The sequence below is a fragment of the Ligilactobacillus animalis genome, from assembly GCF_009933595.1.
GTDB lineage: Bacteria > Bacillota > Bacilli > Lactobacillales > Lactobacillaceae > Ligilactobacillus > Ligilactobacillus animalis.
In genome coordinates this window covers 130667-156953 of record NZ_CP047141.1, presented here as the reverse complement: position 1 = coordinate 156953, position 26287 = coordinate 130667, and the positions used below count along the sequence as shown (strand labels likewise).

Sequence of the window (26287 nt, the reverse complement as noted above, 5' to 3'; positions counted from 1 at the left end):
ATTTCTTATATATACTTATTTAGTAACAATTCCAAACATACTGATCTTGTAAAACTATCAACCAATTCCTTATTTCTAATCAAATTACAAAGTTCACCTATACTAAAAAGACGATAATCTAAAATTTTTTCTGAATCTTGTAATTCTATTTTACTCAATTCATATTTAGGTACCTTAGCTAACATCATCCGCACATTAGATAGAATTAACCCAGAATCAATTTTTATTTCTCCTAAATCATGGATATCGTTAGCAACTATATTTATCTCCTCTTTAAGTTCTCTTATGGCTCCATGTTCAAAAGATTCATCATTTTCAATAAACCCTCTTGGAAATTCCCAATACTCTTTTTGATCTATTCTTTTTACCCTTATCAAAATAAACTTCTTTAACACTTGTGGAGCAATTACTACTCCGCCTGTTTTTTGTACAATTTTGAAAGAATTTTCAGTCCCACTAATTTCAAAATAATTATTTTCCCACTTCAAAAGAATCGCTGCCTCACTACTTTAGTCTGGAATTATAGTCGAAACTTAATATCCAAGTATTATATTTCTCTCCTTCAGCTATTTTCTTTTTTGCATAGTATTCGAAAACTATAATACTAATCAACAAGTATAGTATAAACCACTGACAAACATAATTTTTAGTATACTCCATTCTGTTCAATATCCCCATCAACGGTGTAGCTGTTAACGCTATCATGCCTGTATATACCTTATCATCTGTTGATTTCCATAATCCACTCATCCAATAACAACACCATCTAATGGGGTGCTTGGAAAAACTAGGTCCATTCTGTGTATTTAGCGTAGCTGTCATTATCGTCTTCATTTGATTTTTTATGTCATCGACACTATCAAATTTAGATTCATTGGCAAAAATCCAGTTCAATGTATAAATACTTCCTAAGTATTGTGTATGCCAACTTCTAAGATCTGCCAAAAAGCACAAAACTATCCATCCAATAATGACTAGTCCACCATTAATAAAAATGAAAGTACTCTCCCCACCAAAAACCGTTTCTACTTTATCTTTATTAGTTAAGATAAAAGCCAGTAATACAACATAAAAAGTTATTCTCTGATCCCGTTTTCTTCCTTGCTCTAATAAATGATCATGACAATGATCATATACACTACGTAAATATTCTAAAAATAAAATTTTTTCATCTCTCATATATTTTCCAAGCCAAAATTCGTTTACATACTGGCCTTTACTCCCAAAGATTATTATTTTCTACAAAAACACCTAAAAAATGGGTGTCCCAAATATTTAAGTACTTGCATATTTTAAAACCATATTGTAACTATCAAAAATAAAATCTAGATCTTATTCTATAAAATTACAGGTCTTGAAATATTTTTCTTGGTATATTTGCATTATTAACTTTCCTAGCAAAGCTGTACTTTGTATTTATCAAATTTGATAGTTCTCTTGTATCCTTTTCAGTAAACACATAAGGTCTTCCCCTATTCCAATCAATATACCTACAATTTCCATCCTTATTATCAATACTGTCTTCAAAATCGCCCAATATAGTTTGAATATATAATTCATCTGCTAAAAAGGAGTACATAAAGATACTGTCATCAAACTCCAGTATATTTGATATGTATTTCTTTTTTATAGAAAACCAATTGCTACCTTTCTTTATTTTATAATTACTATTCCTTAACCTATCAATTCTCAGTAACTTTTGTAAAAGTACCATAATACTGAAGATTACACGTTTCAATTTAAAAGGATCTTTCCTCAAATTTAAAAACCTTGTTGGATAATAATACTTTATTCTGTCACTAATTTGATTTTTGCTATTAAAAAAACCAATATACACTTCATTTTTAAAATAACTCTTAAAATAGTTAGCTGTCATAAGCGGAATATCACTTGAAGAAATCAAATGTATATAATCATATTTTTTTTTTGAAACTGCCTCTAACAATTTTTTTTCTGTAATAATTTGCGTATCAGCACCCCAATTATTTTTTATTGATTTTATAAAATGCAGTTTACTTTTATAACTAGTTAGTGTAGGTTTTTTGAAACGTTTATCCCAATGGATCCAAAAATCTATTTCCGCATCATCTAAAATTCGTATCGTTTCCTGTAAAACCTCAGCATTATTACCATGCCCTTCAACTAAAATAGCATGTCTCATATAAATTCTCCCATCTTGCAAGCCACTTTCTCTAGTCTTTACTAAATAATACCTTACAATAATAGAGTAGATTCTCCATTTTTAACTTCTTTAGTAATATATTTATGAAATTTTTTATACTGTATAATCCCTTGGAAATCTCCATATATTATTTGTTTAGCGATTTTGAGTCTAGATTTTTTTTTCATTCCCCGAGTTATTGTTCTAATATCTACTAATATCTTTCTTACTCCTGCACATTTACCATGATAGTATATAGTATTTATCAATTGATTCCTAAACATATAGTGATACATTTCTAACCTAACAAAATTATCCTCATTAAGAATATTTAAATTTCGTGGATTCTTTCTTTTATGGGTTACAATGCTATTTCCAACCATATAAGCATTTCCAGCATACTTCACCATTCTTTCAGTATACTCAGAATCATCTCCCCAAATAAAATATTCTTTGCAAGGCAATCCTACCCTTTTTATAGCATCACCACTTACTAAAATAGATACAAACGTTGCTTTTTTTATACTAACAATCCCATTCTTTAAAAATTTATACCAATACAAGTACCCATTAGCGGCCGCCCTATTATCAATTTCAGGTACATTCATAACTTCTCCATTTTCACCATACACTGAACTTGCTAGAAAAGATACTTTTTCTCCTGTATTATCATTAACAACCTCATTAGCATCTAATAATTCTTTTAGTGCATTTTTTTGTGGAATCGTATCATCATCCATCAACCAAACCCAATCATATTCCTTATCTTTTACCCGTTTTAAACCCTCGTAAAATCCACCAGCACCACCAATGTTATGAGAAAGCCTTATGTAATTTATAGATTTTTTCTTTAAAATTCCCTTCATCTCTAAAAATTTTTCTGTACCATCTGTACTATCATTATCTATCACTAATATTTCTACTAATTCAATCGACTGTTCCAATAGAGCACGAAGGCATTCAATCAACAACTCCTTTCTATTGTACGTAACTACAATGGCTACTACTTTTGAAATCACTAAATTCACTCCTTCTTAATTAGTCTCGGTTAAATATATCTCTTGTATAAACTTTATCAGAAACATCATCCAAATCTGATGTATATCTGTTAGCAATAATTACGTCTGATATAGTTTTAAATTCACCTAAATCGTTAACAAGCTTATCTCCAAAGAAGCTAGTATTTTCTCCCAAAGAAGGCTCATAAATAATTATTTCCCCTCCCTTATTCTTAATGCGCTTCATAATACCTTGAATCGAACTATGACGAAAATTATCACTATTGGATTTCATCGTTAAACGATAAACTCCTACAACGATCTTATTTTTGTTATAACTACCACCATAATTTGCCTTTTTTAAAACCTGTTCAGCAATAAAGTCTTTACGAGTACTATTTGCTTTCACTATTGCTGCAATTAAATCTTCAGGAACATCTTGATAATTTGCCAGTAATTGCTTTGTGTCTTTAGGTAAACAATACCCACCATAGCCAAAAGAAGGATTATTATAGTGTGTCCCTATTCTGGGATCCAGTCCTACACCCTCAATTATTTTTTTAGTATCTAATCCTTTTAATTCAGCATATGTATCCAATTCATTAAAATAACTCACTCTTAGTGCTAAATATGTATTAGCAAAAAGCTTTACCGCCTCAGCTTCCGTAAATCCCATAATTAACGTTGGAATATTTTTATCTATTGCGCCCTCTCCTAGTAATTTTGCAAAAATTTTAGCTTTATTTACTAGTTTTTCATCACTTAAATCCGTCCCCACAACAATTCTTGAAGGATGGAGGTTATCATACAATGCCTTACTTTCACGTAAAAATTCTGGACTAAAAATAATATTATTATTAGCGGTCTCCTTACGAATTCTCTCTGTAAATCCAACTGGAATTGTTGATTTTATAACTATAGTAGCAGTTGAACTCACTTTTTTAACTTTTTCAATTACACTTTCTACAGCCGAAGTATCAAAAAAATTTTTTTCAGCATCATAATTAGTTGGCGTTGCAATAATAACAAAATCAGCATCTTGATACGCTTTACTTGCATCAGTAGTAGCTACCAACGATAGTTCTTTATTAGCCAAAAAATCTTCAATCTCTCTATCAACAATTGGTGATTTTTTATTGTTAATCAATTCGACTCTTTCAGGAATTATATCAACTGCAATAACTTCATTGTGCTGGGCCAATAAAGTTGCCATGCTTAATCCTACATATCCAGTACCTGCTACCGCTATCTTCATTATTATATTCCTCCAATAATTTTATCCACACTATTTACCTGTCAAACTATTTCTTAGGTACACATCCAGTCTCTGGGCCTCAATATTTATATCATATCCATAATTTTTTAATATCTGTATACTCTTTTTTTCCCGCATAGTATTTTCCATGCTTAATATTTCACTAGCCCACTTTTCGGAACTATCATTTAACCCTACAAAAGAAACATTTTCTATTTTTTTTGTTTCTATAGACACAGTATCTGAAAACACACAAGGAACTCCGCTACATTGAGCCTCAATAGCAGATAAACATAATCCTTCGTATAAAGAAGGAAGCACAAAAACATCCATTGCTTGTATATATTCTGCCACATTATCTATTGCCCCAGTAAAGATAACATCTTTCTCAATACCATAGTTTTTAACCTTTTCTTTGATTTTACTAAGTAATATTCCATCTCCTATCAATATAAGTTTGGCATCTTTATTCTCAGACATAATCACCCTAAAAATATCAATTAACTGATCGTGATTTTTCTGTCTATCAAAACGACCTATATGTCCAATCACAAAATTATCATCAGTGATATCATTGTTCTTCCGAATTTTGCATCGTATATAACTGTTATACTTGAACTTTTGTAAATCAATCGCATTATTAAACACTTCAAATGGGTGATTACCATATAAAGACTTTCCAGCTTCTATCCCACAAGCTAAATAGTCCGTAGAAAATAGCTGAGTTGCCTTGGCTAATATTCTATTAAAAATTGTTGGTGAGACTACTAAGTGTGAATGACTAATTCGCGTTCTTATACCACACAACTTTGCTATACAAAATGGAAAACAATTAGTTAATGTCATATGTCCATAAGCAATATCATATTTTTTTCTTCGAAAAATATGATACATTGATAACATATTCTTCAGAATAGATTCTTTTTTACTTGGAATTAACAATACCCTCATTCCAGCCGACTCATACTTTCTACGTAGCTTATCTGATTCAATATTTAATGTAATCACATCTATCTCATAGTCTTCTCTATATTTCATATGACTAAAATAATCTATAACAACTTGTCCAGCACCACCAGATAATCCATGTAAAAACACTGCAATTTTTATTTTTTCCATCGTATCTCCCGTGTTCTTTAGTTAAAATTCCAAATATATGGAACAGTCTCACCAGAATTTTGTACCCCATAAATAATAATCCAATATGTAATTAGATATATATATATTAGTAATTTTGTTACTACCGTATTCCTATATCTACCTATTTTCACATAACACCTATTCCCTATATATGGAACAGCTAGTAAAAACAAAAAATCAAAATATTGAGTAACTCGGCTCAAATACACATATTTCAAGTTCAAACCACTTAAAACAGTCGTGAATGCTACTATTAGTCTAAATCCATTATATCTCTGACTATCTCTACTATCACCAGTGTTATTTTTTGCTGTTAGATATAGAATTAGTATCGGCAAACAAAATAATAAATGTGCAAAAAAGCCCCCTCTAATATTTGAGTTCATCAAATAACTAGAATATCGTTCATTCAACATTCCAATATTTAAAGCAATCACTGTTAATTTTTCAGAAAACACAATGAACAGCACACATACACTTAGTACAAATACATTCAGTAATTTTTCTCTATTATTCGCAATCCAGTATAGTGGATAGATGATAATTGCTATCATTGCAGTACTATGAAAACCACTTGCGATCAAAACAATTAACAAATACTTCCATAATTTCTTTTCAGTAACATAGTTAAATCCCCATACAATAACTATCATTGCTAAACTTTGTCTTAATATATTCAATGTTAAATTGAAGAACAAAAAATAGTATGTTGACATTCCTAACACTATATCGATCCTATTCTTGCGTAGTGTCATCAAGACTAGCGCAGTTTCAACAAAACTATACCAGAAGTAAAAAATATGAACATTAGATGTAAATCTAGATACTACATAATTAAACGTTGCATACAATACACCTATTGAACTATTATTAGCCCATTCTATATAATTCCAAAAATTATTTGATAGTATCGCATTGTGGAACCAAATATTTCCATACACTAAAACATCAGTTCCAATTGTATAATCTCTATATCCTGCTAAGAAACTAGGGAGCAATATAGCAAGTAAATATATCCCACCTATTGTTGTCATTTTGATGATACTTGGTACATAGAATACTACGTTTCCCGCCAATACTGCAGTTTTTTTTAAATTTTTTTCCACATCTAATTGCTCGCCTATGTAGATAAAAAACAACGAGCAAATAAACATCAAAATATAAATGATCACTTGATAACATCCCCTATCTATTTTTCATCATATGACTATATAACTTTGATGCATATAGAGATTTACATGTTAATTTTATTTTACATGTAAAATACCGTCTTTTATAATTAGGAAAGTTTACACTTTTTTTTATTCCTTGTGACATTATTCTTTTTAAAAAATATAAAAAATACGACACTATAAATTTTCTCTGTGCTTTATCCTGGAAATACTTTTGTTTTTCCATTTGACGATTGTAGTGTTCAAACTCTATGCATTGTATGTACTCTACGTATAATTTCTCTCTATCCATTAAAATATAATAATTTCGTATATTTTCAAATGAATTCACAATATCTAAAATCTTAAGAGATGGCTTATGACTCATACTACTAGATAGAATTCGCCAACTATAAACCACATTACTTAATAGTGCTACATTTTTGCAAAACAACAAATATTTTAGATAAAAATTAATATCTTGTCCAATTCTAACGTTCCCCCAAGATATACCATTTTCCCTAATTATTTCCAATTTATAAAGTTTATTTGGTGGATTCGGAACTTTATCAACCAGATTCATTGGATTCTTTTCTATATAACTTTTTTCTATAAAATCATCACTTTTATTAATTAACTCACCTGATTTATCCACTAAAATATGATTCCCTATCACTAAATCAACTTGATACTCTTCCATACTTTCAACCATCAAATCAATTGCTCCTGCTTCCAGAATATCATCTGCATCAACAAATATAATGTATTGGCCAGTAGCTAAATCCATTCCTCTATTTCTTGCAACAGACGCATTCATATTTGCTTGATATTCAACAACTATTCTCGAATCTTCTTTTGATAATTTACTCAATTTTTTACGTGAACCATCAGTTGATCCATCATCAATAATAATGATCTCTAGCTCACTTTTATTTTTTTTTATTGATTCTAAACATATTTCAATATATCTTTCAGCATTATAATTGGGTATTACTACACTAACTTTACTCACAATCATTATTCCCCACTAGTATCTTATTGTATAATTGTCTTAATTTAATTCTTGTTTGACTGATGTCATATCCATTTTCCTTTATTTGTTTAATCGATTCATGGTTAACTTTCCCTACAGATTTTTTTATATGGTTTATCCACTGTTTCTTGTTAGATAAATTCAAATATTCAATATTTGATGTTAGCTTCAGTTCGGTTGAAACCGCATCTGATACGAGAACAGGAATCCCCATAGCTTGAGCTTCAATACCAGCAATAGGTAACCCTTCAAACAATGACGGCATTACAAATATATCTAACGCTTGTAAATAGTCATTCACATTTTGTACAGTTCCCGTAAATATTATCCGCTCTAAAACTTTTCTCCTTTTTGCACTACTAATTAAAGTACTTCTTAGCTTACCATCACCAATAATAATCAACTTAAATTTTTCATCAAGTTTCTCAAGCAATTCTATAAGATATTCTTGATTCTTCTGTTTAGTTAATCTACCAACATTTCCAATTAGTATATCGTCACTATCTAAACTATATTTTCTTCGTATTTTCTCTCTAATTATTTTATCTCTAGCGTATTGCTCCAGCTTTATCCCATTCGGAATAATCAATACTTGATCAGAAATATCTGTATTGAATATCCATTTTGCTGCTTTTCTAGAACATGCCACTCTTCGTATATTCATACTTTTGAGTAACCACCTATTGATATAATGCAAAAATTTAAAATTTCCCTTAGTAGGAGCTGTATTATGTGCATGAACAATAACTCGACTACCATTAATCTTATATGCAATAATTATTGGAATAATATTTACTAAAGAATTTTTATGAATATGTATAATATCATAGTTATTGTTCCGTATTATACGTATAATTTCCATTACATATAGATATATATTTTTAGGCGATGATATATGATAAATATTTGAATTTTTCTCTCTCAACTTCTCCTCAAATGGTATTTTATCTCGACTAGTCGTTATAACATCAAACCTAATATCATTTGGATCCATATTTTTATACATATTTATAATAAAAGTTTCAATTCCACCTATATTATCTGTCATCTCAAAGTGTAATATCCTTCTAACCATGTATGATATGCCTCCACTGTCCCAAATACTTCTACATTCAAATCAATATATTTGATATTACTCTATATCTATAAACAACTACTCTACTAAAATATATAAAAACGTTTCTTTCTCTTAATAATAGGGCTATATGGTTGTCGAACTATTTCAATACCGTTAAGTAAACATTCTGCATTGTACTTAAAAAATTGACTTTGTTGCCTACCAAATTCTTTAGTAATTTCATTTATTGATTCCCTTAAGACAAAATTTCGTCCGGGTAACACGTGTGCATCTGAAGCAACGACATGAATCAATCCATGAGAAATCAAACTTTTCGAAATATTTGCTACATGTTCTCCAAAACCTCCCATATAACTAGTTGCTGTTAATTGTGCTAAAGCTCCTTTTTGTACAAGATCATACAAAATATTTTGATCACTTTGAATTTTTAAATTACGCTCTGGATGAACTATTACAGGTGTTGTTCCCCTTTTCCTTAATTCGAAAATAATCCTATCAGTATACGCTGGCACATCCCCATGAGGTAACTCTAGTAATATGTATTTTTTCTTAATATCTGTACCTAAAAAATCATCATAGTTACTCAACAAGTTACCATTTATATGAATTTCTTGTCCTGGAAAAACTTTTAAAGGTATTTTTCTCTCACATAAGGCAGATTGAAATTCTGCAGTCTTTTTAATAACTGATTTATGATGGTTAACATAATTTTTATCCAAATGGTGTGGTGTAGCTAAAATGTGTGTTACCCCATCAGCTACAGCTTGATATGCTAGCTTTAGTGAGTGTTCTAAATCCGGAGAGCCGTCATCTACTCCCGGTAAAATATGACAATGTAAATCAACTAGATTAGACATACACATCTTCCTTATCTTTTATCATTTTTCCCGTAATATCCATAATAGCCATTCGACTCTCCAACGACATCATTTAAAATAGTTCCAATAATTTTCCCATTAACATGTTTAATTAATTCAACAGCTTGCTTAACAGCCTCTTTTTCCGTCTTATTTACCCTAACTACAATAATCGTACCATCTACTTTTGTTGATAAAATCTGTGCATCAGTAACGGATAGTACTGGCGGTGCATCATAGATAATTAAGTCAAACGCGTCTTCTAGCATTTTTATCAGCTTTTTCATTTTTTTTGATCCAATTAACTCCGATGGGTTAGGTGGAATAGGGCCACTTGGAATAATATACAATTTATCAATAGATGTTTTATAAAAAATATCATTTACAGAGACTGATTGCTCAGTTAGATAATTTGTCAAGCCAATCGGATTTATAATATTAAATGTGGCTCCAATAGTTGGTCTACGTAAATCAGAGTCTATAAGCAATACTTTTTTACCTTGTCTTGCAAATGAGACCGCTAAATTTGCTGCCATCGTTGATTTTCCTTCAGAAGCCGAAGAAGATGTCAATACAATTGATTTTAATTGTTTATCTATATTTGAAAATTCAATATTCGTTCGAATTGTATTAAATTGCTCAGTATTTGTAGAATTAGGTGCCGTTACTGTTATCATTTGAACACCGTTTTCCATGCTATTAACATCCAGTTGCTTTTTTGTTTTAAAAAATTTCATTTGACCCTTCTCCTAAATTCGTCTATCTTCTTCATGACTTGTATCTGTAATAACTTCAACAACACGATAATCCTTATTTCCGTTATCTATATGATAAATAAATCCTAAATTTATTAAATCCAATTCTTCCCTTAAAAAATTACTATCTTTAACAGTCGTATCTAATAATTCTTTGATCAAGGAAATACAGATTCCAATAAGACTACCTAATAGTAGTCCAATTAATACATTTAATTTTTTATTTGGAGAAACAGGTGTTAGGTTTACAGTTGCTTTATTTACAACTGTCACATTGTCAATTTTCATCATTTTTTTTATTTTTTCTGTAAAAATTGTTCCAATTTCATTTGCTATATCAGCAGCTATATATGCATTTTTATCAGTTACCGTTACACTAATAACTTGTGAATTTGTTTGATTAGATATATCAACTGAGCTTTGTAAATCAGATAAATCACCTTGATAATTCACATTTTCACGTATTTTCTTTAAAACAGGTGTTAAAATTATTGATTTTTTCAATACATCCTTGTACGTATTAATTGCCTGCAAATCTGCTTGTTGGGCTGTATACTGAGTCTGAGTATTTGTATCTTTTTGACTTACTAATAAATCAATTGTAGAACTATATTTTGGAGTTACAAAAAAATAAGACACAATTAGCGCAATAACTGTTCCCACAACTGCACACAAAACTATGTTTAACAAATTAGCTCTTAAAATTGAAAAAATTCTATTTAAATCAACTGTATTATTGGTTTGTTCACTCATTAATATTCTCCTAAAAAATTATTATCTTTTAAACTACTCAGTAATTTACTACACTACATAGTTCAAAACTTTTTATTTCCTTATCATTATTTACTTCAAGGCTGCACGTTCTTTTAGTGGGCGCCACCAGTCTTCATTATTTAAATACCAATCAACAGTTTCAACGATACCTGTATCAAAAGTATATTTTGGCTTCCAACCGAGTTCAGTTTCGATTTTTGTTGGGTCGATCGCATAACGACGGTCGTGACCCAAACGATCAGCAACATATTCAATTGTATCTTCACCTAAACCAAGTTGTTCAACAATCAAGTGCACGATCTCATTATTTGTCCGTTCATTATGTCCACCGACATTATAAACTTCACCCTTGCGACCCTTATGTAAAACAAAGTCGATTGCTTGGCAGTGATCGTAGACATGAAGCCAATCGCGGATATTTTTACCATCCCCATAGATCGGTAATTTCTTACCATCCATTCCATTTGATGTCATCAATGGGATCAATTTTTCAGGGAATTGATATGGCCCGTAGTTGTTTGAGCAACGTGTGATATTCACATTCAGACCATAAGTTTCATAGTAAGCACGAACTAACAGATCAGCAGAAGCCTTACTTGCTGAATATGGTGAGTTAGGTGCTAACGGTGTAGTTTCACTGAAGTAACCTTCCTTACCCAAAGTACCATAAACTTCATCAGTCGAAACTTGCAAGTATTTTTCTAAGCCCATTGTCTTAGCTACATGCAAGAGTGCCAATGTACCTTGCACATTTGTTTCTACGAAAACTTCTGGATGCAAGATCGAACGGTCAACATGACTTTCAGCTGCAAAGTTTACGATCGTATCGATATCATGTTCTTTTACTAAATGTTCGACCAATTCACGGTTTGTAATATTGCCGTGAACAAAGACATGATTAGTGTTGTCCTTTAGATCATCTAAATTATGAATATTACCAGCATAGGTCAATAGATCTAAGTTAACGATCTTATATTCAGGATATTTTTCGAGCATATAGCGGACAAAGTTACTACCGATAAAGCCGGCACCGCCTGTTACAAGTAAGTTTTTCATCAGGTTAGTATCCCTTCCATACGATGCTTTTTAGCGTTCCCACTAGTATTAAGTTAACACACAGTCCTTTACTCTAGAAATTCACATTCTTTTTATGCATGTAAATCCTATAACTTCTAACAGGGTTCTAAAATAACACCACACTTCTCCACATAACTTTTTTAGCCTATTTCTTCTTTACAAATATAATCTAATAATCTTATGTAATACTACATTCAGAATCCACGTATTAGAATTATAAATCTATTTTTTAGAGGTCTTAAATACGCTTGAAAAATAGATGCACATCTTAACCCTACGGTACCTGGTAGTACATTATAAATTCTTGAAAGCAAACTCTTGTTAGGGGGTCTTAGTTTATTATTTTGCCAAGGCGTTAAATTTCTATACTCTACCCATTTTTTGGCATACTTCGTGTTACACCCCTCATACCAAGGCCTGTCAGAAAAAAAGTTACTAGTATAATGTATAATTACTGGATCTTTCACCGCTGCGGTCACTTCATTCTCTGAGTAACAAGCAACCGGCTTTCTATATAGAATCATCTGTTTGTATGAAAACATACTAAATGCTGAAATTAGGTTGTATCTAGGTTTTAACGGATACGTTTCCTTACTGAGAACACCATTCAATACTCCCTGATCTCCCTGTTGAATATATCCCCTATGATTAGCAATAAAATCTAATAATCTTTTTTCAACATTTCTTTCTCTCCATTTCTGTACATCAATTAACATCACCCCAGAATTAAACATTATGTCATTCTCCTCTAGACCTACATTTTTCCTATAGTATTTACTAAAAGCATCCTTTAATGCCCCTATTGTGTTACCTTCTAAATCTAGATCCCATAACTCCTTAATAGAATTTTCAATGACTGTATCAGCATCTAAGTATAATACTCTTGAAACTGAATTATCAAAAATTCCATCTATGAATAGACGCGAGTACTGTGATATGGATCCCCTATCAAGAGTCACCCTATATCTCAACCTAGTTTCTGTATCAGTAGCATCAACCCATCTTGGAGTAGCTGCCCCAAATTTTATAAAAATTTGCTCAATTTTCTTCTTGTTTTCATCTATAATATTACTTGATAATATGGTGATTCTTAGGTTCTTCAAAATTTCACTATTATTTTCTAGCAATGATGCAATAGAGACACCCATAACCTCACAAAAATCATTATTTACAGCGTATACTATATTGTATGCAAAATCTTCCATCTATGCTCCCTTGTAAAACTATCTCTTATTTAACTACCCAACTAAGCTAAATAGCCACCATCTATATGGCTAAGTAGTAATTAGACTATTTCAAATTAAGTAACTAAACTTTAAATTTTATTACCTAGGTTGACATTAGGCTACGAAACATTATTAACGACCAAATAAAATAATATGTATAATTTTTATATGCATTTTACAATGAATCTAATTTACGTAGAATACCCCCCTTGTAGTTATACACCGTTTTTCGACTAATTTCCAATATTTTGGCTGTTTTTACTAAACTTAAGTTAGAATACAGCTGTAGTTCTAAAAATTTACGTTCTTTTGGTGTACATAAGTTCCATAGTCTTTCCAATAAATCTCTTACAATAACATCATCATTTTGACAATTCACAGCTATCCATAGTTCATCAGCATTCTCTGGTAACCCACATTCCCTCTGCTTAGTTCGCGTCTGCTTGCGCAATAGGTCTAACAGACGCCACTTGACCTTCTGATAGAGATAAGGCATTACTACTTTCTCTGTAACACTGTCATGTGTTTGACAATAAATACAATAAGCCTGAGCAAAAGCGATCTGCCCCTCGACCACTAGATCTTCATAAGCGGGGTTTTGGCGGGATACATTCAAACGCTTCAATACACCGTAGATAACTTTCTCATGTTCTGCTTGCAACAAAAATGCAAATCCTGTTTCATACATCAACTAGACTTCCCTTACTTAAAAGTTTGGTCTAGGGCCCTAAACTGTTTTTAGCATACGACCAGATCATATCAAACAAAACCTGCATCTCAACGACAAAATCCTGCATGTAGCTTTTTTACTCCGCATAAAGCCTGTTATGCTGGAGTCCGAACTATTCATCAGCTACTATAGCACAAATGAATTTTTTCATAGTTTGAAAAATACTTCCAAATAACTTTGAAGTACTGAAATAACTTGAATTTTGTGTAAATTCACTTAATTTTTAGGAGGAGAATTTTTATGGAAACCGTCTTTCTAGACCTAAATGGCGTACATGCGCTCTATCGTCAAGGATATTTTGATGCTGATGCAATTTTAGATGCGCAGACCTCGCTTTTGATCTGGGATTGTCATGATCTTGGGCTCAAAAATTGTCGCTCCTTGATCTTAGACGCCAAACGCGGAGTCATCATCAGTGACAAGGAATCCACCCGTCTAGTCAATCAATTTATCAAACGCCAACCAGTTGGGCTTTTACTGGCTCGTTGCCTTATCAGCCCCCTTGCTAAAACTACCTTACGTTGGGGAAAGATCTTACTCGTCCCGCTAAGTGGCTACACTCGCCATCCAACTAGCTGGCTCAGACTCGATCACGTCGATTACAACTATTTTGTCGATCCCACCCACATCGCTATTATCTTTGACCACGATCCTAAGACTCGTTTTATCTTGCCTATCAATAAAAAGACCTATCTTTGTAACTTGAAAACAACTGCTACCATCTATTGTCGCCTGCGCCAACTCATCCATGAGCTAAGTAGTGCTTTTGACCTGACTACTAAGACTACACCTCTCTATTATTTAGATGAACAACTCGAGCGTACATTTTCACTGGCCACGCTCTTTGATGATTACTTATTGATGATCATCAGCTTGATCTATCGTGAACACGGGATCACAACGGAAAATGAAGCTAAACTCATTAAAGATCATCTCAGGCAAAAATACGACCATCTCTAAAAAACAGTTGATTTTGCTAGACTTGGATCCTATTTCTTATTGGTTCACAAGCCATAAAAGTTATAATATAATGGAAATGATTAATATTATAGAGCTTGATCCAAGGAGTTAAATATACTATGACAAAACCGATCAAAATCGTTACGGATTCATCTGTCCAATTGACACCTGAAGAAATAAAAGAAAATAACATTACGATCATCCCCCTATCAGTGGAAGTAAACGGTAAGAACTACATTGATGGTGAGGATATCAGCCGTGAAGAACTCGTGGAACAATTACGTAAGGGTAACATCCCTAAGACAAGTCAACCAGCGATGGGACGGTTCATCGATACCTTCAATGAATTAGGTAAAGACGGAAGCCAAGTCTTAGCGATCTTGATTTCCGATGTTTTGAGCGGTACGTTTGAAACAGCGCTTAGTGCTGCTGACATGTCAGATGCTGACGTTACCGTGATCAACAGTAAATCAACGGACCGTGGGCTAGCTTTCCAAGTTCTAGCTGCTGCTAAAGACGCCCGTGAAGGCAAAACCATCGCAGAGATCAAAGAACACTGTGCTGATATCTATTCACGGACTACAGTTGATGTGTTAGTCGATAATCTCGATTGTTTGGTTGCTGGTGGGCGTGTGAGTCGCTTTGCCGGGGCCTTGACAAAATTGATCAACTTGAAGATCATTGTCCGCTTAAATGAACACAGCCTTGATGTCTTCACAAAAGGCCGCAGTCGTAAAACTTTTATCAAGCATTGCAAAGAATTAGCAGAACAACACAAAGATAATCCGATCCAAGCTCTTTCGCTTTCAAATGTCGGGACTGATCCTGAATTTTTGGAAAAGATCAAAGAAACGATCTTACCAGAAAATAGCGATGCCAGTTATCTAGCTCGTTTGACCAGTCCGATCATCATGACGCATACTGGTTTGAATGCCGTGGGTGTGATCACTTTGGCAGAAAAGCCTGAAAAAACTGATGCTTAATACCATATAGATAAAAGTAGCCAGCCGATACATATGTATTGGGTGGCTGTTTTTTTGTATCAATATACATTTTATGCCTTTTTATACATCGAGCCTTCTAATTGATAACCTTTTTCAATTACACTTTTTTTACCTGAATACACAAACCCTATTAAATCAAGGTTTTATCCCCGCTAATTGAGAACCATTATTATTTAGAACGATTCTAATTTACTTTAGTTATTTTTGGTGTTACGGTTTAAGTAAAGTAGAACTGAAATTATTTTTTACGAGGGGATGTTAATTATGAAACATTCAACAAAATTGGGCTTGATCATTGCGATCGCGGTGGTCTCAGCGATCTTAGAATTTGGCTTTGGCCTTAGTTTAGTCGCGCAGATCATCATTACTACCACCGGGACTTTGATCGCCTTATCCATGTTAAAAGAAATGATCAAAACATTACGCTCAGGCAGCTATGGTGTCGATCTCCTAGCGATCACTGCGGTCGCTGCGACACTTGCTGTCGGCCAATATTGGGCAGCGATGATCGTTTTGATCATGTTAGTCGGTGGAGATTCGCTCGAAGACTATGCTTCTAAAAAAGCTCATACCGAATTAAAAGCCCTACTCGACAATTCACCCCAGACTGCTCACAAGGTCGTAGCTGACAAACTTATCGATATCAAAGTCGATGAAGCTAATATCGGCGATCAATTGGTCGTCAAACCCGGCGAGACAGTCCCAGTCGATGGCCATGTCATCAAAGGCAGTAGCATGTTTGATGAATCGAGCTTGACCGGTGAATCTAGACCAATCACTAAAAATATCGGCGATACTATCTATTCTGGTTCGATCAATGGTGATTCTGCAGTAACGATGACAGTTGATAAACTCGCTAAAGATAGTCAATATCAGCGCTTGATCCAATTAGTCAAACAAGCCGACAGCACACCCGCTCATTTTGTCCGAATGGCTGACCGCTATGCCGTTCCATTTACTGGGATCGCCTTTGTGATCGCTGGGATCGCTTGGTTTGTTTCCAAAGATCCTGTGCGCTTTGCCGAAGTTTTGGTCGTAGCTTCACCTTGTCCGTTGATCTTAGCTGCTCCAGTGGCTTTGGTGTCCGGGATGAGCCGTTCGTCACGTAACGGGATCGTGGTCAAAACTGGGAACGTCTTGGAAAAGATGGCCACAGCCAAAACAGCCGCCTTTGATAAGACCGGTACGATCACCAGCGGTCGACTCTTTGTCGATCAGATCAAACCCGTGGCCGGTACGACCAAAGAAGAGCTTTTAGGTTATGCAGCTAGTGCCGAACAATCTTCAGGTCATATCCTAGCCCGTTCATTGCTCAATTATGCTGTTAAACATGAGGTCAAGTTATTAGAAGTTCAGCAATTATCTGAAGTTACAGGTAACGGGGTCACTGCACAGATCGCTGGTCAGACCGTCAAAGTCGGAAAGGCTTCATTTGTGGCTCCAACAGCCAAGATCGCTGAAACGACGCAAACTTGTGTCTATATCAGTTTAAACGACCAATACATCGGAGTGATCACCTTTATCGATAAATTACGTCCCGAAGCTGCGCAAACGATGCAAGCTTTACGCGACCATGGAGTTAAACACTTGATGATGTTAACTGGTGACCAACAAGCTATTGCCCAAACGATCGCTAAAGAAGTCGGGATCGATGATGTCAGGGCAAAATTATTGCCTGAAGAAAAGATCCAGGCTTTAAAGACAGTACCTGAAAGTGAACATCCGGTCATCATGGTCGGTGATGGAGTCAACGATGCACCTTCATTGACCGTCGCTGATGTCGGGATCGCTATGGGGGCCCATGGAGCTACAGCAGCCAGTGAATCAGCTGATGTCGTGATCTTAAAAGATGACCTGCTAAAAGTCGCTAAAGCAGTTGAGATCGCCCAAGATACTTTACGCATTGCACGTCAAGCTGTGTTGATCGGGATCTTCATCTGTGTCTTCTTAATGTTAGTTGCCAGCACCGGGTGGATCCCCGCGATCGTAGGCGCAATGTTTCAAGAAGTCATCGACACCGTTTCGATCCTTTGGGGCTTACGGGCTCGCTATTCCCATGAGAAATATGCAAACAAGTTGTAGCTTTTCTACAACTTGTTTTTTAATATAGATATGGCTAAGATAGATAATGAATAAAAAAGAAAGGACTGCCTTTTTGGCAAAAAAACTTACTATGCAAGCTATTTTGATCCTTGCCCACAAAAATTTTCCACAAGTAAAAAAATTAGCGTTAAAACTTAATCGTTCTTTTAAAGTATATATCCATTTTGATAAAAAAATGAATATCACTGCAACAGAGCTATCTAGTCTAGTAGATCATAATATCCAATATATATCCGAAGTAGCAGTTAATTGGGGAAGTTGGAGTATCGGTGAAGCCACTGTTCGTTTAATGAAACTAGCTTTATCTGACCCAGACATCTCATATCTTCATGTGATATCTGGTCAAGATTGGATCACTCAAAATGTCGATGATCTGTATCAACGATTTGAAAATGACACTAAGATCTATATGACTTACGAAAAAGCTTCCGAGGTCAAAAAATCAGGTGAACCTATCATTTGGTGGCAAAAATATTACTTCAACTATGATCAGATCAATCGCCGAACTTTCTTTGGCAAATTTTACCACCGTGCGCTACTCTTAGGGCAAACTTTACTTAGAATTGATAAATTTAAAAAATTAGGTATTGATCTTGAGATCTATGCCGGTGCAAATTGGGTCGATCTTCCCCGAGATGCAGCTAATTATTGTGTTGAATATCTCGAATCACATCCTAATTTACAAAAAATGCTGCAGACTGGTTGCTTCTCAGATGAATTTTGGATGCAAACTATTCTATGCAACTCCCCAGAATATAGAGAAAGGATCATTAATGATCATCACCGCTATATTAAATGGGAAAGACAACATAACAGTTATCCAGCGATCCTAGACGAGCATGACTTGGATGCTATTTTGACAAACGATTATTTCTTTGCACGGAAATTTGAAAAAGAGTATTCACATAACTTGATCGAGATACTCGATAAAGCTAATAAAAACTAGCTTTTATCCGACTACATGACTAGTAATTTTTAAAGAAATTTTTTTCAATTTGTGCTATATTAGTATGGGTAGTATTATCTTTACTTTAATACTAATGATGAGTTATAGATTAGGAGAAACCTTTTGGAAAATAAAGTTAAAATAGTCGTTGCAACCCACAAAAAGTATGCAATGCCTAATGATGAAATGTATCTCCCATTGCATGTAGGTGCTGCATTACATCCAGATATTGACTTGGGTTACCAAAAAGATAATTTGGGAGAAAACATCTCTCAAAAAAATGATAGCTATAGTGAATTGACCGGCCTATATTGGGCTTGGAAAAATCTAGACACTGATTACATTGGATTAGCCCACTACCGTCGCCATTTTGGTTCCAAACACCGTCATGGTAAAGAGCGGCTCAATTGGGTCATCAAAAGTAATGAATTGCTCCCAATGTTAGATCAATACAGTGTCTTACTTCCTAAAAAAAGACATTACTATATTGAAACCTTGTATTCACATTATGAGCACACTCACTATTCAAACCAGCTGGATGCCACTCGCGAAATAATCAGTGAAAAATATCCTGATTACTTAGCTACATACGATGAAGTTTTAGGCAAAACCTCTGGTTACATGTTTAACATGGCTATCATGAAAAAAGACTTGATGGATCAATACTGTACTTGGCTATTTGATATCCTATTCGAGCTCGAAAAGAAAATGGGCTCGACTGAGTTATCCGCCTTCCAGCAAAGATTTTACGGTCGAGTTAGCGAAATAATCTTTAATGTTTGGTTGCAACAACAAATCAAATGGGGAAATATTTCTCCTACACAAATCAAAGAATTACCCCTTGTTTACGTTGAAGGGGTCAACTGGTGGAAAAAAGGAACATCTTTCTTAAAAGCAAAATTCTTCCATCAGCGATACGAAAATAGTTTTTAATGTTGGAGTGAAGGTATTGAAGCAAAAAATAATAATCGATCAAGATAAGCTTGCTAAAAAAATAACCTATCACATAATCAAGCGTATTTTTGATTTTATAGCTAGTCTTTGTGGTTTGATCATTTTGAGTCCACTTTTCCTAGTTGTAGCACTCTTGATAAAATTAGAAGACCATGGTCCTGTTTTTTATAAACAAAAGCGTGTCGGCAAAGGACAACGTGAATTTGATATGTTCAAATTTCGCTCAATGCATGTTGATGCTGATAAACGCTTAGCCGAACTAAAAAAACAAAATGAAGTTGACGGACCCATGTTTAAAATGAAAAATGATCCTCGTATTACAAAGATCGGCCATTTCATCCGTAAGACAAGTATTGATGAATTGCCCCAACTGTTCAATGTCGTCCGTGGTGATATGAGCTTAGTTGGTCCTCGTCCACCGTTACCTAGTGAAGTTGCTGAATATACTGACTATGATATGCAACGACTCCTTGTAGTTCCAGGCTGTTCTGGTCTTTGGCAAGCTACAGTTAGAAATTCAGTTGGTTTTCATGAAATGGTCCAACTAGATTTAGAATATATTCAAAAAAGCAGTATTTGGTTTGACATTAAGATTCTCTTTATGACTATCAAGATTTTATTTAAACCCAATAGTGCCTACTGATCCTTAAAGGTGCATGCTTTTTGCATGCACCTTTTTTAAAAATTTTTATAAGGATGTGTCGTATATGTCGTTAATTTCATTTATAATCCCAGCATATAATTCAGAGAAAACTTTAAAACGAGCAGTAGAAAGCGTTACAAATTCAATTATCGATCAAACATATGAAGTATTGATCATTGACGATGGTTCAAAAGATAATACTTTGATCTTAGCTAACCAACTTGCTTTACAGAATCAACGAATACGTGTTTTGACCGCTGGAAGGGGCGTTGGACACGCACGTAACACCGGTATCAAACATGCTCGCGGGCAAATGATCGCATTTTTAGATGCTGATGATCACTATCTCAGATCCGCTCTTCCCAAGGCTTTGAGCCAAGCTAAAAAGAAGCCAGCCGATCTACAGATTTTTAGCTTTGAACACGGAAAACACTCTGTCGACCTCACTTTACCATCATCCAATAGTTTAGACGTTCGGTGTCGAATGCTTGAAAAACCCACTAACTATATGACTGTTTGGGGGAAATTCTTTAGGCGTTCCTTGTTGATCGATAACGATATCTACTTCAATGAGGAACTTACTATGTCAGAAGACAGTGAATTTCTGATCCGTTATACTGCTGCTTGTGGGTCGATAACAACTTCTGCACTGGTTTTATATCACTACACGATCGATACACCATCCGCAACTAGAAGTTTTGATACAAAAAAAATCCAAGCTTATCTAAATGCGCTAAATATTGCTGAAGAATTCATTGACTCACAACCTCAAGTAATTAAACAAAGTTTTTTAAGCTATACTTTGATCCAAGTTAATATTATCGCAGTACGCTTAATATATACTCTAGGTAACCCTGCCTCTAATAAACAAAAAAGAGCAGAATTAGATAAGGTCATTACTGCTCCAGTAGTTAAAAAAGCACTTGAACAGGTCACACTAAAACAATGTCTGACACCTCATCTACTTCCCGGGTTATTCCTAAAATTACATCTATCTTCTTTAGCGATCTTGCTATTTAAACTTAGAATCAAACAAAATGAACAAAAGGAAAATAACTCATGAAATTAAAATTTTTATGCATGGAACTCTCTGGCACTGGTGGTACCGAAACGGTTTTAGTTAAAGTATTAAATCAACTTTGTGAACATCACAAGATCGAACTCATCTTAACTAATGCCCCACCTCAACAAAACTTTTTAACTAAACTTGATCCTAGAATACAGATCAGTATTTGTTCAGGCAAAATAAACAAACCACTTACAATCACTAAAAAGTTTTTACTGGCTTCAGCGGATACTTGCTTCATCTCACTTAGCCCTAAGATGATAAAATTAGGCGCTAAAATAAGAAGTATCTTCAAGCGTAAGTATAAAATAATATCTTGGATCCATTTTTCACTTGATGATCAAGATATGTTCAATGCTAAAACTACTGTTCCACTAGCTGATGGACATCTGGCTATCAGTTCTACAATTAAAGAACAATTATTGAGCTATGGCGTACCCGACGAAAAAATAAGTCTAATTTTCAATCCAATTGATCCTATAGCAACATCTATTCCTACATCAAATTCGCCTCTACCAAAATTCTTTTATGCTGGTCGAGTTATTTTTGAAGGACAAAAAAATCTAAAAGAAATGATTTATGCTATCTCCAAGACTGAGAGTGCAACCCTAGATGTCTTTGGTACTGGAGAAGATGTCAAGCGTTGTCAAGAGTATGCTCGAGAACTGAATGTTGATCAACGGATAATTTGGCATGGATATACCCCTGAGCTTTGGCATGAGATAAAAGAAAAGCCAACAGCTCTACTCATGACATCAACCTATGAAGGACTACCAATGATAATGTTGGAAGCTATTGCCCATGGTATACCGGTAATATGTAGTGAGTTTAATGGCTATCATGATGTATTGAAAACTGGCATCAATGGCTTTAGCTATCCGCTACACGATGTCTCTAAATTAGTTGAACAAATGGAACACTTAGAACATACTCAATTGACTGAACAAGCCATCAAGCAGAGTATCCAAGCATTTTATCCCAAAAAATATTTTGATAACTTTGAAGCTACTTTAAAAAACTTTGTAAATTAAAAAAATGGCGTTTCACTCGCAGCATCACCAAGTGAAACGCCATTTTTAATTTAGTTTATCTTCTACATTTAAATTTGCCATCAAAGCTAAGAAAACAAAATTATATGAAATATCCCAAAGATGTTGATCGATTCCAGAAGTCAAAACTACTAAAATCAAACAAATTATCCAATAATTCAGATTTAATTTCTTAAATTTGGCAAACAATAGACAAATCAGTAATAGCATGAGTACAAAAACGATCAAGCCATGCATCATCAGTGTTCTTACAAAAGATGAATCTATATAGAAATAATCATACACTTTAAAACCTCCACCAAAGCCATTTTGGTAGATAAATTGGCCTAAAAGAGGTATATTATAATTTTCAAAAGCGACTTTTTCAAAAAATAATCTTCCTGATAAAAAACCATTGATTTTTTCTAGTAAACCTATTCTAGGTGTATAAAGATAACCTAGTAAGATGATACAAAACGCATAAGCTGTGCTCAATAACGACAATACATAAACATTTACATGCTTGAATAATGCATCGAAACGTCCATAAATAACGATGCTAACGATCAATACACACATCAACATTAGATCGATCCGCGTATCTGTAACAATATAAGTTAAAAGAGTTAGTGCAATATACGATACATACTCCGCTATTGAAAACTTAAAGCGTTTCAAGACTGCATATGCGATCATCATAAAGAACACCCTTGATGCCAGATCAGTCGGATAAACAGCCCCTAAGGCATATCTAACAGCGGGAGAATCCCCTCTAGTAATAATGACATTTTTTACGCTTCCCATCATTGAGAAGAAGAATGCTAGAGCGATAACAAATAAATTGACCCATAAGAACACCTTTAGTATTCGATCAATATTGATATTTTTAGCACCTACAATAAAGAACATCAGATAAAATATTTGGAATTCATTTGCACTAGTACCTACTGCGAATAAAATGATTTCTAGTAGGATAAAAATTATATATTCCTTCCAATCATAATTATCTAAAAATGTTACTTTAAATAGAACAAGTGCTGCCGGTAAAGCTGAAAGATAAAATAACCCTCGCTCTGTGATCAAAAAATTGACCAGCATTGTACCTTTTAAAGACGTTGCTAAAATATAAATTGCTAAGGCCGTTAAATATGACCAATTACTTAACCCAGGAAATTTTGTTGTTAACTTTTGCTGGATCTTTGCGCGATAATTAACTATATTTTCCATTTTTAATCCTTTACTTTTTCTAACTTTGTCATTGCTGTTTTAATAAACTCACCAGTACGGATCTTTTGTGCTACCGCTAAAGCATTCTTCTTCAGCACTGAATATTCTTCACGTGGCATATTTTCAAGCCGCTCATCAATTTCAGTCAAGCTATCAACTGCAAAACCAACATTATTATCGATCACAAAATCAGCTAATGCCGCTTTTTTCCACACTATGATCGGCAAGCCACTGCTTAAATAAAGCGATGCCTTATGAGGGTTATTGTACTTAGTATACTCACCAAAGGTTCCATCACATTTAGCTATACTATTACCATCCCAAACCAAGCCAAAATTTTGCTTTAAGTGCTCTGGCAATTCCTCCGGTGAATAAACACCCTGATAATTTATATTTTCTGCATATTTCTCAGCTGGTGAGGGTCCGAAAAGTTCTAATTTGAAAGCTAGCTTTTCAAACTCCTTACTGGTCAAAAATTTTGACTTAGCTAAATTTCCAGCAAAAACCAATGAGCGATCATAATCATATTCTTCACGTAATTCAGTTGGATTATGATAATCAAATATACCTAGATCTATACATGGTGTCGTTACACCTTGTTCATCTAACCAAGCATGCATTTTTCGATTATGGTCAATGATCCCATCAACACTGTTGAACACTTCGATCTCATTTTGGGAAAAATTCTGGTCATCCTTAAAAAGTCTTAACGTTTCAACATCATGGATCACTAAATACAACTTAGCATCAGTATAACTTCTGATTGCTTTAATGATATTATTCGTCAAGTACGTTGAATAGATCGGGTACTGTAAAACTATCACTTCTGCTTTTAATTTCTTAAATACACGCGGTATCTTAAATTTAACATCATATACTTTGCGTAATTTTGCTCCAAAGCTCCGATCTTCAGGATCTAACTTAAGGTTAAGTGGCAGTGGTAAAAAGCCTTCATCTTTCAAAAAATATAGCACATCTTCCTTAGCCTTAGGACCCGCATTATTCTTATTTGGGTCTCCGATCGTTAAAACATATTTATTCATCTTTTTTCCCTTCGTCTAACATTTTGATCAATGAATTTATTGCTGTTTGCATGAATACACCTCGACGCATCATATCAGCAACTTGAACTGTGTTTTTGTATAATTTTTCATATTGCTCTGATGTCAAATCGTCTAAGACATTGTCTAGTTCGTTCAAACTTGAAATAGTCAAGCCACAGCCATAATGTTCAATAAATTTAGCGATAGCTGCCTCTTTCCAAACAATAACGGGAACACCTGAACTTAAATATAACGATGTCTTATGCGGCGCATTATACCGTAAATATTTTCCAAAGTTACCCGAACAAGTTGTTAATTCATCCCCATCCCAGATCAAGCCAAAGTTCGCCTTTAACTTGCTCGGTAATTCTTCAGGACTAAAGACACCACCATATTCTATATTACCTGGAAAATTCACGGGTGTCGTTTTACGCCCAAAAACTAGTAACTTATGTTTCAAATCATATTTAGTTAGAAATGTCGATTTATCTAAATTTCCAGCAAAACAGATATTTCCGGTGTATGGTAGCATCGGATTTATCGGATTAGGATTATCATAATCCCAAACATTTAAATTAGTGATCAAACCATTGATCCCATGCTCATGCAACCAATCTGTCATCACATCGTTCAAAGAGACTAAACCATCAGCCATTCCCAATAATTTCAATTCGGTCTCATTTTCACGGCTATGACCATCCCCAGCATTAGCACGTAATGCCTCGATATCATGAACGATCAAGATCAGTTTCGCACCCGAAAGATATTTGATGCAACCTAACATCATTTTCTGTAAAAATGTTTTCCCTGAAGGAAATTGAACGATAACATTTCCGCTTCTGATTTTTAAGAAGATAAAAGGAAGTACACAAAAAACGTACAAAACTTTTGCGATCTTTCCAGTTGGAGTATCTATAACTTGATAATTTTCTTGTCTAAAAAAATTATTAGTATCTTCTTTGGCTTTGATACCACCCGTGGCACGTGCACTATCATGCCATAACAATACATAATTTTTCATTTTTAAAGCCCCTTTACTTCTAGCTTCAATACTTCGTAATTATACTATACTTACGAC

Annotated in this window: 26 protein-coding genes; 8 read left to right on the top strand and 18 right to left on the bottom strand. The window is 34.0% G+C overall.

Translation table 11 applies throughout. The features are described 5' to 3' along the window. Nucleotides 1–5: 5 nt before the first annotated feature. The 15 genes from GSR62_RS00685 to GSR62_RS00615 form a co-directional block, all read right to left on the bottom strand. Nucleotides 6–488 carry an NUDIX hydrolase gene (locus tag GSR62_RS00685; RefSeq protein ID WP_066023667.1) on the bottom strand — a complete coding sequence of 161 codons (483 nt, stop codon included), beginning with the start codon at nt 486–488 and terminating at the stop codon, nt 6–8. A 16-nt stretch (nt 489–504) separates the two neighbouring features. Next, a complete protein-coding gene (locus GSR62_RS00680) occupies nt 505–1179 on the bottom strand; it encodes a hypothetical protein (RefSeq protein WP_066023668.1) in 675 nt (224 codons plus the stop codon). 166 nt (nt 1180–1345) lie between these two features. After that, nucleotides 1346–2161, bottom strand: coding sequence for a beta-1,6-N-acetylglucosaminyltransferase (locus GSR62_RS00675; protein WP_066023669.1), 816 nt, complete (start codon nt 2159–2161; stop codon nt 1346–1348). 53 nt (nt 2162–2214) lie between these two features. Next, nucleotides 2215–3180, bottom strand: a complete 966-nt coding sequence (locus tag GSR62_RS00670) for a glycosyltransferase family 2 protein (RefSeq protein ID WP_161517652.1) — start codon at nt 3178–3180, stop codon at nt 2215–2217. Nucleotides 3181–3199: 19 nt separating this feature from the next. Continuing rightward, nucleotides 3200–4414, bottom strand: a complete 1215-nt coding sequence (locus tag GSR62_RS00665) for a nucleotide sugar dehydrogenase (RefSeq protein ID WP_066023670.1) — start codon at nt 4412–4414, stop codon at nt 3200–3202. Nucleotides 4415–4444: 30 nt separating this feature from the next. Beyond that, complete coding sequence (locus GSR62_RS00660) at nt 4445–5533, bottom strand: glycosyltransferase (protein WP_066023671.1); 1089 nt, start codon at nt 5531–5533, stop codon at nt 4445–4447. Between the two features lie 17 nt (nt 5534–5550). Beyond that, nucleotides 5551–6726 carry an EpsG family protein gene (locus GSR62_RS00655; RefSeq protein ID WP_066023672.1) on the bottom strand — a complete coding sequence of 392 codons (1176 nt, stop codon included), beginning with the start codon at nt 6724–6726 and terminating at the stop codon, nt 5551–5553. 13 nt (nt 6727–6739) lie between these two features. Further along, the gene (locus GSR62_RS00650) at nt 6740–7717 is read right to left on the bottom strand and encodes a glycosyltransferase family 2 protein (protein WP_161517651.1); all 978 of its coding nucleotides are present in this window, start codon (nt 7715–7717) and stop codon (nt 6740–6742) included. After that, on the bottom strand, nt 7710–8813 hold the full coding sequence (locus tag GSR62_RS00645; protein ID WP_066023674.1) for a glycosyltransferase: 1104 nt from the start codon (nt 8811–8813) through the stop codon (nt 7710–7712). The genes GSR62_RS00650 and GSR62_RS00645 overlap by 8 nt, the downstream gene beginning before the upstream one ends. An 86-nt stretch (nt 8814–8899) precedes the next feature. Next, nucleotides 8900–9679, bottom strand: coding sequence for a tyrosine-protein phosphatase (locus tag GSR62_RS00640; RefSeq protein WP_066023675.1), 780 nt, complete (start codon nt 9677–9679; stop codon nt 8900–8902). 5 nt (nt 9680–9684) lie between these two features. Beyond that, complete coding sequence (locus tag GSR62_RS00635; protein ID WP_066023676.1) at nt 9685–10410, bottom strand: CpsD/CapB family tyrosine-protein kinase; 726 nt, start codon at nt 10408–10410, stop codon at nt 9685–9687. A gap of 12 nt (nt 10411–10422) precedes the next feature. Then, nucleotides 10423–11181 (bottom strand): YveK family protein, encoded by a 759-nt coding sequence (locus tag GSR62_RS00630; protein ID WP_066023677.1) that lies wholly within the window; start codon nt 11179–11181, stop codon nt 10423–10425. Nucleotides 11182–11271: 90 nt separating this feature from the next. Further along, on the bottom strand, nt 11272–12258 hold the full coding sequence (gene rfbB / locus GSR62_RS00625) for a dTDP-glucose 4,6-dehydratase (RefSeq protein WP_066023678.1): 987 nt from the start codon (nt 12256–12258) through the stop codon (nt 11272–11274). A 215-nt stretch (nt 12259–12473) separates the two neighbouring features. Further along, nucleotides 12474–13484, bottom strand: coding sequence for a glycosyltransferase family 8 protein (locus GSR62_RS00620; protein WP_066023679.1), 1011 nt, complete (start codon nt 13482–13484; stop codon nt 12474–12476). A gap of 196 nt (nt 13485–13680) precedes the next feature. Beyond that, nucleotides 13681–14193 (bottom strand): sigma-70 family RNA polymerase sigma factor, encoded by a 513-nt coding sequence (locus GSR62_RS00615; RefSeq protein ID WP_066023680.1) that lies wholly within the window; start codon nt 14191–14193, stop codon nt 13681–13683. Between the two features lie 282 nt (nt 14194–14475). Between GSR62_RS00615 and GSR62_RS00610 the strand changes: the two genes are divergently transcribed. From GSR62_RS00610 to GSR62_RS00575, 8 genes are all read left to right on the top strand, one after another. After that, on the top strand, nt 14476–15195 hold the full coding sequence (locus tag GSR62_RS00610; protein ID WP_066023681.1) for a hypothetical protein: 720 nt from the start codon (nt 14476–14478) through the stop codon (nt 15193–15195). Nucleotides 15196–15314: 119 nt separating this feature from the next. Beyond that, nucleotides 15315–16178 (top strand): DegV family protein, encoded by an 864-nt coding sequence (locus tag GSR62_RS00605; RefSeq protein WP_066023682.1) that lies wholly within the window; start codon nt 15315–15317, stop codon nt 16176–16178. Between the two features lie 285 nt (nt 16179–16463). Then, nucleotides 16464–18281, top strand: a complete 1818-nt coding sequence (locus tag GSR62_RS00600) for a heavy metal translocating P-type ATPase (protein WP_066023683.1) — start codon at nt 16464–16466, stop codon at nt 18279–18281. 91 nt (nt 18282–18372) lie between these two features. Beyond that, complete coding sequence (locus GSR62_RS00595) at nt 18373–19248, top strand: beta-1,6-N-acetylglucosaminyltransferase (RefSeq protein ID WP_066023748.1); 876 nt, start codon at nt 18373–18375, stop codon at nt 19246–19248. A 123-nt stretch (nt 19249–19371) separates the two neighbouring features. Beyond that, on the top strand, nt 19372–20181 hold the full coding sequence (locus GSR62_RS00590; protein ID WP_066023684.1) for a DUF4422 domain-containing protein: 810 nt from the start codon (nt 19372–19374) through the stop codon (nt 20179–20181). A 16-nt stretch (nt 20182–20197) separates the two neighbouring features. After that, a complete protein-coding gene (locus tag GSR62_RS00585) occupies nt 20198–20845 on the top strand; it encodes a sugar transferase (RefSeq protein WP_066023685.1) in 648 nt (215 codons plus the stop codon). Nucleotides 20846–20909: 64 nt separating this feature from the next. After that, nucleotides 20910–21908 (top strand): glycosyltransferase family 2 protein, encoded by a 999-nt coding sequence (locus GSR62_RS00580; RefSeq protein ID WP_066023686.1) that lies wholly within the window; start codon nt 20910–20912, stop codon nt 21906–21908. Beyond that, complete coding sequence (locus GSR62_RS00575; protein ID WP_066023687.1) at nt 21905–22942, top strand: glycosyltransferase; 1038 nt, start codon at nt 21905–21907, stop codon at nt 22940–22942. Before GSR62_RS00580 ends, GSR62_RS00575 begins: the two co-directional genes overlap by 4 nt. Before the next feature lie 45 nt (nt 22943–22987). Here the strand turns inward: GSR62_RS00575 and GSR62_RS00570 are convergent, their stop codons facing one another. Genes GSR62_RS00570 through GSR62_RS00560 form a run of 3 tightly spaced genes read right to left on the bottom strand, consistent with a single transcriptional unit; the run spans nt 22988 to nt 26230 of the window. Beyond that, on the bottom strand, nt 22988–24166 hold the full coding sequence (locus tag GSR62_RS00570; RefSeq protein ID WP_066023688.1) for a hypothetical protein: 1179 nt from the start codon (nt 24164–24166) through the stop codon (nt 22988–22990). A gap of 2 nt (nt 24167–24168) precedes the next feature. After that, nucleotides 24169–25209 (bottom strand): sugar transferase, encoded by a 1041-nt coding sequence (locus GSR62_RS00565; protein WP_066023689.1) that lies wholly within the window; start codon nt 25207–25209, stop codon nt 24169–24171. Next, nucleotides 25202–26230, bottom strand: a complete 1029-nt coding sequence (locus tag GSR62_RS00560; RefSeq protein ID WP_066023690.1) for a glycosyltransferase — start codon at nt 26228–26230, stop codon at nt 25202–25204. Before GSR62_RS00560 ends, GSR62_RS00565 begins: the two co-directional genes overlap by 8 nt. Between the last annotated feature and the right edge of the window lie 57 nt (nt 26231–26287).

Coding starts and splice junctions, on each gene's coding strand:
- GSR62_RS00680 (WP_066023668.1), bottom strand. CDS start 1,179: ATGAGAGATGAAAAAATTTTATTTTTAGAATATTTACGTAGTGTATAT.
- GSR62_RS00675 (WP_066023669.1), bottom strand. CDS start 2,161: ATGAGACATGCTATTTTAGTTGAAGGGCATGGTAATAATGCTGAGGTT.
- GSR62_RS00665 (WP_066023670.1), bottom strand. CDS start 4,414: ATGAAGATAGCGGTAGCAGGTACTGGATATGTAGGATTAAGCATGGCA.
- GSR62_RS00660 (WP_066023671.1), bottom strand. CDS start 5,533: ATGGAAAAAATAAAAATTGCAGTGTTTTTACATGGATTATCTGGTGGT.
- GSR62_RS00645 (WP_066023674.1), bottom strand. CDS start 8,813: ATGGTTAGAAGGATATTACACTTTGAGATGACAGATAATATAGGTGGA.
- GSR62_RS00640 (WP_066023675.1), bottom strand. CDS start 9,679: ATGTGTATGTCTAATCTAGTTGATTTACATTGTCATATTTTACCGGGA.
- GSR62_RS00635 (WP_066023676.1), bottom strand. CDS start 10,410: ATGAAATTTTTTAAAACAAAAAAGCAACTGGATGTTAATAGCATGGAA.
- GSR62_RS00630 (WP_066023677.1), bottom strand. CDS start 11,181: ATGAGTGAACAAACCAATAATACAGTTGATTTAAATAGAATTTTTTCA.
- rfbB (WP_066023678.1), bottom strand. CDS start 12,258: ATGAAAAACTTACTTGTAACAGGCGGTGCCGGCTTTATCGGTAGTAAC.
- GSR62_RS00620 (WP_066023679.1), bottom strand. CDS start 13,484: ATGGAAGATTTTGCATACAATATAGTATACGCTGTAAATAATGATTTT.
- GSR62_RS00615 (WP_066023680.1), bottom strand. CDS start 14,193: ATGTATGAAACAGGATTTGCATTTTTGTTGCAAGCAGAACATGAGAAA.
- GSR62_RS00610 (WP_066023681.1), top strand. CDS start 14,476: ATGGAAACCGTCTTTCTAGACCTAAATGGCGTACATGCGCTCTATCGT.
- GSR62_RS00605 (WP_066023682.1), top strand. CDS start 15,315: ATGACAAAACCGATCAAAATCGTTACGGATTCATCTGTCCAATTGACA.
- GSR62_RS00600 (WP_066023683.1), top strand. CDS start 16,464: ATGAAACATTCAACAAAATTGGGCTTGATCATTGCGATCGCGGTGGTC.
- GSR62_RS00595 (WP_066023748.1), top strand. CDS start 18,373: ATGCAAGCTATTTTGATCCTTGCCCACAAAAATTTTCCACAAGTAAAA.
- GSR62_RS00580 (WP_066023686.1), top strand. CDS start 20,910: ATGTCGTTAATTTCATTTATAATCCCAGCATATAATTCAGAGAAAACT.
- GSR62_RS00575 (WP_066023687.1), top strand. CDS start 21,905: ATGAAATTAAAATTTTTATGCATGGAACTCTCTGGCACTGGTGGTACC.
- GSR62_RS00570 (WP_066023688.1), bottom strand. CDS start 24,166: ATGGAAAATATAGTTAATTATCGCGCAAAGATCCAGCAAAAGTTAACA.
- GSR62_RS00565 (WP_066023689.1), bottom strand. CDS start 25,209: ATGAATAAATATGTTTTAACGATCGGAGACCCAAATAAGAATAATGCG.
- GSR62_RS00560 (WP_066023690.1), bottom strand. CDS start 26,230: ATGAAAAATTATGTATTGTTATGGCATGATAGTGCACGTGCCACGGGT.